This window comes from Blautia sp. AF19-13LB, from assembly GCF_003479105.1.
Taxonomy (GTDB): domain Bacteria; phylum Bacillota; class Clostridia; order Lachnospirales; family Lachnospiraceae; genus Fusicatenibacter; species Fusicatenibacter saccharivorans.
Genome location: NZ_QUGO01000002.1, coordinates 200,323 through 213,102 on the forward strand (window position 1 = coordinate 200,323; position 12,780 = coordinate 213,102).

The following is a 12,780-nucleotide window of genomic DNA, read 5'->3' on the forward strand; positions in this document are numbered from 1 at the left end:
ATTTCGACGACGTTCCAGACCTCAGATAATTCTTATTTCACAAGAGAAGCTTTCAATAACTGTTTTTCCATTCTCTGATAATTTTTTATCACCTGTACAGAACTGTTCTTCTTCAAAAATTCATGCACTTTGTTGTATGCTTCTCCGCAATATCTCCGATATCTGTCCTTAAAATCCGACGGCAATTTTTTTAATACTGCTGGAGCTACATATTTCCTCAATAACTGAATTTGTTTTTCCTCATTGTCTTTCAGAGAAACTGCCGGTTTCATCAACAGAAGATGGGCTTTTTCAAAGTAATCTGCCACATCCACGTTTTTTTCATTTTCAATACGCAATAAATAAAGTCTTGCCTGCTGTGTATCTACCTGAAATGGAACTGTATATTCAGAATCGTGAAAGAAACTATATGCAGCTTCCAGAAAACGTTGTGCCAGATCATACTTTCCGATATTCGCACAAGCAATCGCATACTGAAGCCAAAAAAATGTATTTTCCCTATAATACTCCAACTCTTTCAGGCTATCATAATAATTCACCAAAAACTTTTCCTTTTGACCCGATTTTAAAAGGAATGTATTTACATGCGAATACGATATAATATTTTTTAAAATGTTCTCATAACGATTAATCGTTCGATATCGATTCGCGTATTCTGCCGTCAATTCCAATACTTTTATAATCACATCATTACAGTCCAATTCTTTCAGGATCAAATTCGCTGTAACAGCCGATTTAATGCGAAAATCTGTTGCTTCCTTCGAAAAATCTAAAATCTCCTGTACATTTTCATCTTGTGTAAAACGCGGATCAAACGCCGCGTTAACTCCGATAATTTTACCAATATCCTGTGCATCTATATTTAAGCTCATGATTTTTACCAGTAATGCTAAAATAAGGACTTCATAATATGACACAGAAACTGATTTTATACCTGAAACGATTGTTTCTATTTTATTCTTCATATCCGTAGAATTCACAACATCTACAAGAATACTCTGAAACTCTGAATTTCCCCATTTTCTGTCTTTTAATCTTTTCTTCTTTTCCGATCTGGAAAGATTACTCAAATTTCCCCATAAGCCATTATTTCGCAAAATATTGCTCATGACGTTTAATTCTTTTTCATTCAGTTTATTTAAATCAATGACTTTACTCTCACCTTCCCCCACTTTTAATATTTCATTTGCTTCCCGAATCCGAGTATCATACAGAACCGTACGTGCTGTCAAAATAAACTGAACGTCTTCCAGGGAATAAAAAGCAAATTTCTCCAATACATTAATGTAATTATAATAATTTTCTATAATAACCAACTTTTTTCCTGGGCTTTCGACAATATGCTGAACGTCCGTTGGTAAGCTTTTCATATAAACTGTTTTTAAAGTAAAAATTTGATACCCTTCGTCTTCAAACAGATGCTTCAAACATTCTGCGAAAATCGTTTTTCCATTTCCCAAATTAGCATGTACATAGATAACTCTACAATTATTTTTCAAATCCTCTTTTACTTCTTTTAGTTGCTTTCGAAAAATTAAATTATCATAGATTCCTCTATCGGTATGCCATAAGCTATCTACACTCTGACCGGTCATAAAAAAATTATGAACTTCGAGAGAAGTAGCTTTCTCTATGGTATTTTTTTCCCTGGCCACCTCAAAGCATTGATAAATATGAAAATCTGTCATTTTGACAGGCATTGGATGATCACTTTTATATTTATCTAATCCTTTCGTGAATTCTTCCATTGTTATCGCATAAACCGTTCCATATCTCTTTAACTTTCGTTTCTTATCTTCTGAAATTTTACTATCTTCAATAAATACTATTTTCTCGTGCACATTCTGTGCATAAATTAATCTTTTCAGATCCAAATCATAATCTAAGGAAAGTCCCACAATAACTACACATTCAACCGTTGTCAAATCATCCGAAAAAATAGCGCCCCATGCGTTCTGATTCAAGCTTTCAGAAGCATAGCTTCGACCTGACAAACGGAATTCCGATTGAAGTGTTCGCTCACTCAAATTTCCTATATATCCATTAATATAAACACATTGTTTTTTCTTACTTTTTTCCAACTTGACATCATCAGAAAGGGTAACCGCATAAAGCGGTTCTTCCATATCCTTGGATGCTAAAATCGGCACCTCATCATAATTGGTAGTGTAAACTCTCTGCCAGTCTTGTCCATATAATATTTCATGTTCTTTCTGTACTTTCGAGACATACAGTACCTTCTTTAACTCTGCAATTAATTCATCCGAGCTTTTTGTTTCCAAATAACTGTCTGCTGCATCCTGCAAATCATATGGATTTTCCGGGTTCACAATTCCAGCAGATTTATAAAGTCTTTCCGCTAATGCAACACCTGACGGAAATTTTTCCCCATTCATCCCCAATGCTGTCATATGAGCACCTGAACCAGTAATCAGCATTGCTCTACCAGTTATAATCGCTTGGTATATTTTTTCTAGTTCCATAGAACATCCTCCTCATTTGTAAGGGCAGTGTCAAATTTGCTATCTTTTCTCAAACGTAAACGATAGAACGGTCTTACCAAAACGGCGGGGCCTTATAAAAAGATTTACCTTTCCCCATCTGTCAAGAAACTGTTCAATTAGTCTTGTCTTATCAATATAGTAAAAACCCTGCCGGCGAATTTTCTTAAAATCTTCGATACCAACCGGAAGTTTTAACGTCGCTGCCATTCTTCAACGCTCCTTTCCGAAGCTATACTAACAGGCAAAGGATATTATATCCCAGTGTATTTTGATTTTACCATCTGGGAACTCAAATGGCAAGTTGATCCTATCTTCTTGATAGAGTAAACTTACTGTCAGTTGGAGAGTCGCAGAAGATTCCCTGCTATGAACTTGACCAGATTGTTTTCTCATAGTCTACTTCTCCCACAGTGTTTTGTCAAATACCTCCCAGACGCTCCCGGATCGCAAGCTTTTTCCGGATGTCTATACGTAAGTAGGTAATCATCCGTATATTGACATTTTATAAAAGCCATCTGATACTGTTTCTGGCTGTCTGCCAAATTCTATATCAGATGGCTTAGTATTATTTTTTTAGTTTAGTACGGCAGTATTCCGGAAGATCTTCTGACCATGGAAGCAGTTTCTTTAACTCTTCCTCTTTAGGAAAAGCTCCCATTTTTCTGAGTTCATCCAATATATAAGTCAGATATGCGTATGGTTTCAGATGGTTCAGAAGTGCCGTTTCTGTAATGCTGTAAACAAGGGCACTGGCACCAGCTCCCCGTACACTTTTGGCAAACAGCCAGTTGCGGCGTCCCACTGCAAAGTTTTTCAATGCACGTTCTGCACTGTTGTTGTCTATACTGAGATGGCCATCTTCCAGATAGCGTTTCAGATATGCTTCCTGATTAAGCGTATACAAAATGGCATCACCAATAAGGGAAGACCTGTCTACAGAATCTTCCATCGTATGCAGCCATTCAAACAGGGCATCCATAACTGGACGGGACTGTTTCTGGCGCTCCTCATATTTTTCTTCTGGTGTTTTATTGTGGATCATTTCCTCGATCTTATAGAGGATCCCGATCCTTGACATCGCCTGATATGCAATGGTCTCTTTCAGCTGTTCTTTTGTAAAGTCTTTTTTTAATGCTGTGAGGGCTGCATCAAAACGTCGTCTTGCATGGGTAAGGCACCCGCTTACTATGATACCTTCTCCTAAACTGTGATAAGCCTGATATCCATCACAGGTCAGATACCCATGAAACCTGTCCCCTAAAAAGTTTACAGGATGATATCCCGCACGGGTCCTTTCATAATCGAAGAGTACCATCTGCGGGGAACCACTGAATTCATCCGTGAGATATACCCACATCCAGTTCTGGGTCGTCCCTTTCTGATCCGGTTCTCCGAGTACCTGGATCCGGCTTTCGTCACAATGGATATATCTGCTTTCCAGAAGTTCCTCTTTCATCAGCTGATACAGCGGTTTCAGGTATCTGTCTGCACAGTTTATGATCCAGTTCGCCATAGTCTTTGTGGAGAGATCGAGATCATATCTGGCAAACTCTCTTTCCTGACGTGCCAGAGGCATCCCGTTTACATATTTAGCGTTCATGATACCTGCTACGAGGGAAGGTGTAGCAATGCTCCCACGGATCAGGGAAGGTTCTTTTTCCGGACTTTTCATGGATCCGCATTCCGGACAGTAACGGGCTTCCCCTTCCAGTTTATAGGTCCTGGTCGCAACGGTCTCAAAATTGGAAAGATCTTCTTCCTTCTTTCCTTTTCTTTTTTTACATTTATAAGAGGATGGCCGGATCTCTTCAAAAAGTTCCTCTGTTTCCGCATCCGCATTGGCTTCCGCCTCATTGAACAGGTTCATCTGTTCATAGCCTTCGGCATACTTTTCACTGGATGCCCCAAACTGTTTTCTCTGCGCAAGGGTAAGACGGTCAGAGAGCATGGCATTTAAGAATTCGAGTTCTTTCTGTTTATCCTTCAGCAGCTGGATCTCTGTATCCTTCTTCTTTGTCTGTTCCTGTACGATCTTTATCAATGAGATCAGATCTTCACGGCTCATGTTATTCAGCTGTTTATCTGTAAAGATCGGTTCCATGTCCTGTCCTCCCTGCTTTAGCGTTATAAAAAGTATATCATGGTTCCAGCTGTTTTCCTATAAAAAACTGCGTTTCCGGATATAGGAAATACGCTGGGAATGCCATGTTTTTCATGATTTTTACGGGATTGACAGCTCCGCTGTCTTATGCTTACAGGATGATCTTTGGATGGTGTTCCTCAAATGCACCCCTGGGATTTAAAGAGAGCCCGTCACACAGCCAGTGGATCTCTTTCAGAGTCACCTGACGGAGTTCATCTGGAGTATCCGGCCAGTGAAAAGCATTACGGTCGAGCCGTTTCATCAGGATCCAGAATCCGGATCCGTCCCATTGAAGGATCTTTATAGAAGTACGCCGACGGTTGCAGAACGCAAACATGCAGCGTGAGTATGGGTCGAGGTGAAATTTTAATTTGATGATAGCCGCCAGACCATTGTAACTTTTTCTCAGATCAGTGACACCACAGGAAAGATATACCGTTGTTCCTCCTGCCAGGTCAAGCATGGCGCTGCAGGAATCCCAGTATAGATTCCATCAGTTCCGGTCTGCAGGAATCAGATATTTCAATACGGATACTGTCTGAAATAAAAATACGCACCGATGAAGATTCCTCAGAGAGCAGCTTTCTGGCAGCTTCCTGCTCAGATGGAAGTCTGACAAAGACCATATCCTGTTCAGATTCGGATGCCGGCTCTTCTTTTGCAAATCTGCGGATCCAGTATCCCATCGTAGATAAAGGGATACCGTTTTCTGTACACCATTGTTTACATGTTTGTCCACTGGTCTGGTATTGTTGGATACGGTCAGACCAGAGTTTTGCTTTTTCTTCTTTATTCATAGTGATATAGAATACCTCCTGAGTTTTAAGGAGATTGTAGCAGAATAAAAAACAAAAAAACAGATACGGATGATTACCTACTTACGAGCAGACAGGCTAAAAATGGGTATAAAAATACCCTGCCAGCTTTCACCAGCAGGGTTGATTAGAATTTTTACTTGTAAAGGTCTTCCAGCGTTATCAGCCGAACTTCACCTCGCTCTTGTGCCTGAAGAAGTCCATCTGTGAATCCGCCTTTCGAGAAGATATAGTAGTGATAGTTGTTGCCCTTTCCAAAAACTGAGGCATAATCCCGAATCAAATCGAGTTCATCCACACCGATTTTCTCATTCCGGTATTTGCATGAACCGATGATATAGTCTTTGCCCTCAACAGGAGTTCCGACGATATCAATCTGTATCTGCTTTTTCTTCTTCGGGTCTGTCCCCCACCACTGGCCGATTTCACTCAGCTCAATAGGAAGGCTATCCGAATAATAGAGCAGGTAATCCTGACACATCTTCTCATAAATTAGACCCATGTAATCAGGAAGATACTGCTTTACAGCGTGTGGATAGGTCTTTGCAATTCTGCCAGAGTCAATGGCACTCATATTGATTGGCACAAACCGATACCAGAAACGGAAGAAGTTATCAGCCAGCAGATAGATGGTTTTCTTACCCGGTTTTTCTGTAATCGGTGTTTCTTTCTTCGCAATGCCAAGGTCGATCAGCGTTTTCAGGTACTTCGATACGACCGAGTTTTCCTCGCCGACCTTCATCTTGATATCGTTCATTCGGGAAGCACCTTCTGCAATCGCTTTAATGATTGCATTATAAATGGCCGGCTCCCGGAGTTCCTGCTTCAGTAAGTTCCCCGGTTCCTCATACAGATAGCTGGAGCGGTCAAAGAAATTATCCAACAGAGCTTCATCCACACTATCTCGCACATCCAACTTATTGATATAGTGGGGAACTCCTCCCGTGATCCCATAAATCAGGGAATTGTCTTCTGCAGACAGATTTGGGTGGAACACAGCGGTTTCTTTATAGTCTAGCGGCTCAATCTTAAACTGGCCAGTACGTCTGCCATACAACGGACTTTCCTTTCCAAGCACCTGACTCTCCATGAAGCTCATAGAGGAGCCGCAAAGAATCAGGTACATCTTGGACTCTGTCCATTTGTGGTCGATGATGTGCTGCAGCATCGCTGAAATAGCTGGTTTTGCTTTTGCAAGATAAGGATACTCATCAATGACAAAGACAATCCTCTTTTCCTTTGAAAGTGCTGTCAACTCATCCAAAGCTGCATCATAGGACCTGAACTCCGGTGCAGACTCCATATCCGGCCGCTCAAAACTCATAATCGACTTTGAGAGAGCTTCCAGATTTTCCTTTCCTGTCGTGTTCAATGCAGAAAAGAAAATGGTAGGCTTATCTTTGCAGAACTCGTTGATCAGTGCCGTTTTACCAACACGCCGTCTGCCGTAGATGACAATGCACTCAAACTTATCACCTGCATACCGTTTATTCAGTTTCCGCAGCTCATCCTCACGGCAATAGAATTGACTCATCTGCTCACCTCCAATAATTATACTCGTGAGTTAGTAACTCGTAAGTTACTTCTTTACGAGTATAATAAATCAGATAATCTGCAAAGTCAAGTAAAATAACGATAAGTACATATGTTGCCTTCCATCCTGACCACGATGTCGGCCCTCTGGTTCTTTTGGGATTTCGGCGCTCACTAGCTATCCCTGTTACCTTGCTGTCTACGCTTAGCCTACAGCGTTGCCGCGGCAGACTCAAGACTCGCTTCAAATGCTGTGGTTAGCAGCTTATTTGATGGGGCTTCCACCCACCGGACTATATACCCTTTGCTGGACGCACGGTCAGATCCCAATGTCACTTACCTTAACACTTACACTGTACGTGCTTCATAAAACACTAAATATTTTTCACCTATTGGCTCTTTACTAGCATTACAAGACTGCGCAAAACTCCATTCTAATAAAGCAGCTTTGCCTTGAAGCAAATCATTCCTAAACAGTTTTCGAATTTCAGGAATGTGCTTACTAAGACTATCCAATTCTTCATTACTTATAAAGTTTGCATTTCCAATTATTGATTTATTACCATCTATATCAGTAATTATAGTCACTTCTCTCTCAGAATACGTAACCAAATTCCATAAATCATCTTTTACCGCTTCTATAATTACTTTATCACTTCTTACTTCTAATGTTCCACTTTTATTTGCAATAAAATATGGATAATAGATAACAATTCCATTATTATTCATCTCTTTTAAAAGTTGATCAGCAAATTTTTTTGATACTTTCGATGATTCACCAATAGAACGCGGTAAGTTCAAATCATTTCCACGATATACAGCACTTCTTACAGTCCATAAATATCTATCTTCAAAATTCTCCTTTCCTGTATATTGTTTCCATGGAACAGATGGTAGCTTCATTTCCTTCAATTCCAAAAATCCCATCAATTTATTCATTTTTCAATCACTCTCACATAAATTTTTGTCCTGAAAATTTTTCATAAACAGATATTGCATAGGAATCCATCATACCAGCAATATAATCACAAATCAATCTGTCTTGTAATCTATTAGCATCTACATCCTTTAAATCTTCATATTGCTCCATAATTTCTTTTGCTCTATATTCTGGAGGTAAATACATTCTTTCTTCTGAATATAATTCTTTCAAAAATTTAATTACCTTTCTTCCTTGCTGTTCATAATGATATACATCATCATTGTGATTAATACATCTAAACACAATATCCTTCAATCCATGAATCAATTCTTCATATTTACTAAATCCTAATTCCTCAGTCTGCATTGTATTAGTTTTATTTCTCATGTCATCTGTAACAGGAACCAAGTCAATATCATTTAACGCCAAGTTAATTAATCTTGAAGCTAATTCTTGTCTAAACAATTTAGAATATTGTGTTGAATCAATCTTATTAGTACCATATCCAGCTTTCTTTCGCGCCTCATTAACATTTTCTTCAAAAACAGAATATGATTCAGTCTCTCCATATTTTGCTTTATAATCATGCAATATTTCATCAATTGTAAATGCTTTTACTCTTAATCCATCCTCTAAATCATGCGCTGCATATGCGATTTCATCTGCAATATCCACAATTTGGACGTCTAACGTTCTTACTTTAATTGCATTTTCATCAACGAACTTCTTAAGTAAGTCATAATCTTCATCATAAATAAATTTCTGACTCTTTTTATCATTTTTAAATTTTTCAGCATTAAACTTATTAAAATATTTTACAACACTTAACATACTTCTATATGTTAAGTTCAAGCCTCTAAATTCTGGACGTTTTTTTTCAATATTAGTAAGAATTCTCAATGTCTGTGCATTGCCTTCAAACCCTCCTATATCTTGAAACATTTCATTAAGATATCTCTCTCCCGCATGTCCAAATGGCGGGTTTCCTAAATCATGAGCTAAAGCACCTGCCTCAACTATATAACTTTCACCAGCATCATATTGTATAGTCCCTGCGATAGATCTGGCGATCTGCGCAACTTCCAAGCTATGTGTCAACCTATTTCTAAAAAATTGATCATTTCTTATTCCAAGAAGCTGCATTTTCCCCTGTAAACGTCTAAAAGAAGAAGAATACATTATTCTTGCATAATCTCTCTGAAAAGGACCATCAGGACGATATCTAGACTCTTCGATGTGCACATATGTTTCCATACAGTCCGTCTTCATGGTATTTAATAACGTTCTTTTTATTTTATCCCTTGAAACTTCAAGCGGACTTTTAGACACTTCTTTCATCTTTATATGCTTCCTCCTACATACTTTTCTTTATATCATACTACAAAACGTCCCATATTTCTATAAAACGTTTTGTAAAAATATATGATAGATATTTCTTCATTCAATAGAGAGTTAGAACAGCAGGATTCGAACCTGTGATCTCATGTCTGCGTCTCTATATGTTTCAATCCAATCTATGTTCCAATAAGTACAAGAAATCTGCCTTAATAATGTAACCTGTTTATTAATTTTAAAATTTTCCCAGTTCATATTCCCCCTCAAAAAAACGTTGCGGTATTCCAGATTTTAGAGCCGTTTTATAATCCCGATCCGAATCATAATATATCTGGGTATTATGGTGAGCTCCTCTATCCTCTTTCTTTGGAAGTTGCATATAATCTCCATAACACACTCTCAATATTTTATCATTTTCAGTTGCAACCTGAACTTTTGTATTTTCGTAAGCGCCAAGTATTCCTGCGGATTTTCAAATCCTTAGATTTCCCCTATAATTGCAGCTGATAGATACTTAGATTATTTCACTACAATTATGGAGGATAGGTTATGGCAGGTACTCGCAAGACCCGCGTTCCGATGGTGGAACAGATCAGACTTATCAATGAATGCCGTCAGAGCGGCATGACAGATGCTGACTGGTGTCGTGAAAACGACATTGCAGTAAGCACCTTTTACAACTGGGTCAGCCGTTGTCGGAAAACAGCAGCGGATCAGATCCCAGCGGCGAATTATGGTCATCTTGAGGTTCCACGCCCGAAACAGGACGTGGTTCCCATTGACATTGTTCCGGATCACATTCCGGAACAGCATACCGCATCGCAGATGCTAAATTCGAACCTTGACAATCCACATACGATTGAAGTTTCTATGAAGGATATCACAGTCCGCATCAGCAATGATGCGGATCCTGTTCTGCTCACCAGGACTTTTCGCATGCTTCAGGAGTTTTCATGTTAGGTGATGTTTCCGGACTTGAGAAGATCTACATTGTCTGTGGCTACACGGATATGAGGAAATCTATTGACGGACTCTGCACCGTTATCGAAGACCAGCTTAAGATGGATCCGTCGTCCAGTGCTCTCTTCCTTTTCTGTGGAAGAAGACGGGACAGGATCAAAGCCTTGTTCCGCGAACCGGATGGCTTCGTTCTGATATAAGCGATTGTCTGTCCGCGGCGGTTATCAATGGCCCAGAAAGCAGTCAGAGGTCCGGAATCTTTCCTGGCGGGAGTTTGACTGGCTGATGTCCGGGATTGATATTGACCAGCCAAAAGCCCTCAAAGCAGAATAAAAAGCTCGTGGATCCTGGCAGAAATCCTGCATGGAAAAATCCGGAAATCCCTTGTAAATCCGGCATTTTTCAGGCGTTGTTTTCCTTTAGTAAAAGCCCCCTTTCTGGTATAATAAAGGAATCAAATCCAAGGAGAGAAACGATGGCTTCCAGTGCAAAAGATATCCAGCTTCGAGAGCTGAAAGATACCGTATCACAACTGAAAACAATGATAGCGGAGCAGACGGAACTGATCAAAGCTCTCCGTCTTATTATTGACGAAAAAACCAGTCATGAGAAAGCTCTTCAGGAACAGGTAGATTATCTGACAAAAAAACTCTTGGGTCCCTCCAGCGAGAGAAGATCTGATGATATTCCGGGACAGCAGAATCTCTTCGATGAAGCAGAAGTGGAACAGGATCCATCCCTGTTGGAAGGCGAAACGGTAATCCGGGAGCATACCCGTAAAAAGAAGGCAGCACATGAGGAACTCTTCAAAGGCCTGAAAGTTGAAAAAGTAGTGGTCCCACTTCCGGAAGAGGATCAGATCTGTCCGGTATGTGGTACGCAGATGGTCCTGATCGGTGAGGAATATGTCCGCCGGGAACTGGAATTCATTCCTGCCACCTGTAAAGTGATCGAATACTACAGCCAGAGCTATGGATGCCCCTCCTGCAAGGAAGGACTCGGCGATACAGAAAAGCCTGTGATCGTAAAGTCTCAGGTTCCGCCGGCTCTGCTTGGAAAAGGACCTGCATCAGCATCTGCAGCTGCATGGACTATGTACCAGAAGTATGCCAATGGGCTTCCACTTTCCGGCAGGAAAAGGACTGGAAGCAGTATGGGGTGCAGATCAGCCGGACGACCCTTGCAAACTGGATCATCTACTGTTCAAAGAACTATTTTCAGCCAATGTACGATTACTTTCATCGGGAGCTGCTGAAACGTAGTTTTGCGATGGCAGATGAGACGCGGGTCCAGGTATTGAAAGAGGAAGGACGCAGGGCACAGACCCAGTCATTCATGTGGCTGTTCCGAAGCGGTGAGGGCGGACTTGCGGAGATCATCCTGTATGGCTATTCCCCGACCAGGAGCGGCAGCCATGCAAAGGAGTTTCTGGAAGGCTACAGCGGATATCTGGAAACGGACGGCTATCAGGGTTATAACAGTCTGCCTGGGATCAGGCGCTGCTCCTGTTGGGCACATATCCGCCGCTACTTTATCGACGCTGTTCCCAAAGGGAAGCAGTATGATTACAGCCAGCCTGCAGTACAGGGAGTCCAGTACTGCAATCGGTTGTTTGCCATGGAAGACTCCATTAACAAAAAGCATCCCGGTAATTATGAAAAGCGGAAACAACTGCGTCTCGAGAAGGAAAAACCTGTTCTGGAGGCTTTCTGGCCGTGGCTTGACCAGCAAAAGCCCGTCCGGAATACCCGGCTGGATAAAGCCGTGAATTATGTTCTCAACAGGCGTGATATAGCGGAAACCTATCTGGAAGACGGGCGGTGCAGCTTTACCAATAATCTCAGTGAGAATGCGATCCGTCCGTTCGCAGTGGGGCGAAAAAACTGGCTGTTCAGCAGTTCCGTGGACGGAGCGAATGCCAGCGCAGTAGTCTACACAATGGTTGAGATGGCCAAAGCACATGGGCTGAACATCTACGGATATCTTAAATTTCTGCTGGAGAACCGACCGAGTAAAAATATGACCGATGAACAGCTGGCGGAACTGGCACCTTGGAGTGAAAAACTCCAATCTAGCAAAAATCGCATGTGAATTATAGTGAATTACTCCAACTCGTAAAGGGCTGGAGTAATCTTGTATCTAACCGCATTATTATTTGGCGCTTACCTTGAAACCTTCCTTGCCATAGTAATCATCTGCATTGATCACAATGAACGGAGTCTCAATCACATTTTTCGCAGCAAGCACAGCCTGACCGGTTCCCCACGGCTTTGTCCGGCCTGCCGGAAGTTCTCCTGGAATATCGTTAATATCTTGGAAAGCATAGTCAACAGTTACATTATGAGAAGAGCAAATAGCGGCAATACGATCACCGATGGCCTCTTTGAACTCCTTCCCGATATCCTTACGGATAATAAATACCACATGCTTGAAACCAGCCTCAATCGCATCGTGAATTGAGTAGTCCATGATGATATGGTTAGCATCATCGACCGGCTTCAACTATTTTATTCCTGTTCCAAATCGGCTGCCGATTCCGGCCGCCATGATAAGTAATGTTGTGTTCAT

Annotated in this window: 8 protein-coding genes and 4 pseudogenes; 3 read left to right on the forward strand and 9 right to left on the reverse strand. The window is 40.9% G+C overall.

Going from position 1 to position 12,780, the window contains the following annotated elements:
- Positions 1-32: 32 nt before the first annotated feature.
- From DWX32_RS03175 to DWX32_RS03210, 8 genes and pseudogenes are all read right to left on the reverse strand, one after another.
- Positions 33-2,483, reverse strand: a complete 2,451-nt coding sequence (locus tag DWX32_RS03175) for a hypothetical protein (RefSeq protein WP_118659248.1) — start codon at positions 2,481-2,483, stop codon at positions 33-35.
- A gap of 48 nt (positions 2,484-2,531) precedes the next feature.
- A pseudogene (locus DWX32_RS03180) lies at positions 2,532-2,711 on the reverse strand (AAA family ATPase); the annotation flags it as partial.
- A 358-nt stretch (positions 2,712-3,069) separates the two neighbouring features.
- The gene (gene tnpC, locus DWX32_RS03185; RefSeq protein WP_118659250.1) at positions 3,070-4,605 is read right to left on the reverse strand and encodes an IS66 family transposase; all 1,536 of its coding nucleotides are present in this window, start codon (positions 4,603-4,605) and stop codon (positions 3,070-3,072) included.
- Positions 4,606-4,756: 151 nt separating this feature from the next.
- Entirely contained in the window at positions 4,757-5,110 is a 354-nt protein-coding gene (gene tnpB / locus DWX32_RS03190) for an IS66 family insertion sequence element accessory protein TnpB (RefSeq protein WP_055227435.1), read from the reverse strand.
- Positions 5,103-5,444, reverse strand: coding sequence for an IS66 family insertion sequence element accessory protein TnpA (gene tnpA / locus DWX32_RS19780; RefSeq protein ID WP_173841882.1), 342 nt, complete (start codon positions 5,442-5,444; stop codon positions 5,103-5,105). Before tnpA (DWX32_RS19780) ends, tnpB (DWX32_RS03190) begins: the two co-directional genes overlap by 8 nt.
- A gap of 154 nt (positions 5,445-5,598) precedes the next feature.
- Positions 5,599-6,996: an ATP-binding protein gene (locus DWX32_RS03200; RefSeq protein WP_112483362.1), complete on the reverse strand. Its 1,398-nt coding sequence runs from the start codon at positions 6,994-6,996 to the stop codon at positions 5,599-5,601.
- 347 nt (positions 6,997-7,343) lie between these two features.
- On the reverse strand, positions 7,344-7,934 hold the full coding sequence (locus DWX32_RS03205) for a hypothetical protein (protein ID WP_242998398.1): 591 nt from the start codon (positions 7,932-7,934) through the stop codon (positions 7,344-7,346).
- A gap of 13 nt (positions 7,935-7,947) precedes the next feature.
- Positions 7,948-9,255 (reverse strand): deoxyguanosinetriphosphate triphosphohydrolase family protein, encoded by a 1,308-nt coding sequence (locus DWX32_RS03210; RefSeq protein ID WP_118659251.1) that lies wholly within the window; start codon positions 9,253-9,255, stop codon positions 7,948-7,950.
- Positions 9,256-9,801: 546 nt separating this feature from the next.
- On the opposite strand from DWX32_RS03210, the gene tnpA (DWX32_RS03215) reads away from it, so the two are divergent.
- From tnpA (DWX32_RS03215) to tnpC (DWX32_RS03230), 3 genes and pseudogenes are all read left to right on the forward strand, one after another.
- Positions 9,802-10,212: an IS66 family insertion sequence element accessory protein TnpA gene (tnpA, locus tag DWX32_RS03215; protein WP_242998605.1), complete on the forward strand. Its 411-nt coding sequence runs from the start codon at positions 9,802-9,804 to the stop codon at positions 10,210-10,212.
- Positions 10,206-10,545, forward strand: a pseudogene (tnpB, locus tag DWX32_RS20840) (IS66 family insertion sequence element accessory protein TnpB). Before tnpA (DWX32_RS03215) ends, tnpB (DWX32_RS20840) begins: the two are co-directional and overlap by 7 nt.
- A 142-nt stretch (positions 10,546-10,687) precedes the next feature.
- Positions 10,688-12,303, forward strand: a pseudogene (gene tnpC / locus DWX32_RS03230) (IS66 family transposase).
- Positions 12,304-12,378: 75 nt separating this feature from the next.
- On the opposite strand, the pseudogene DWX32_RS03235 reads toward tnpC (DWX32_RS03230), so the two are convergent.
- Positions 12,379-12,780, reverse strand: a pseudogene (locus DWX32_RS03235) (sugar phosphate nucleotidyltransferase); the annotation flags it as partial.

Coding starts and splice junctions, on each gene's coding strand:
- DWX32_RS03175 (WP_118659248.1), bottom strand. CDS start 2,483: ATGGAACTAGAAAAAATATACCAAGCGATTATAACTGGTAGAGCAATG.
- tnpC (WP_118659250.1), bottom strand. CDS start 4,605: ATGGAACCGATCTTTACAGATAAACAGCTGAATAACATGAGCCGTGAA.
- tnpB (WP_055227435.1), bottom strand. CDS start 5,110: ATGCTTGACCTGGCAGGAGGAACAACGGTATATCTTTCCTGTGGTGTC.
- tnpA (WP_173841882.1), bottom strand. CDS start 5,444: ATGAATAAAGAAGAAAAAGCAAAACTCTGGTCTGACCGTATCCAACAA.
- DWX32_RS03200 (WP_112483362.1), bottom strand. CDS start 6,996: ATGAGTCAATTCTATTGCCGTGAGGATGAGCTGCGGAAACTGAATAAA.
- DWX32_RS03205 (WP_242998398.1), bottom strand. CDS start 7,934: ATGAATAAATTGATGGGATTTTTGGAATTGAAGGAAATGAAGCTACCA.
- DWX32_RS03210 (WP_118659251.1), bottom strand. CDS start 9,255: ATGAAAGAAGTGTCTAAAAGTCCGCTTGAAGTTTCAAGGGATAAAATA.
- tnpA (WP_242998605.1), top strand. CDS start 9,802: ATGGCAGGTACTCGCAAGACCCGCGTTCCGATGGTGGAACAGATCAGA.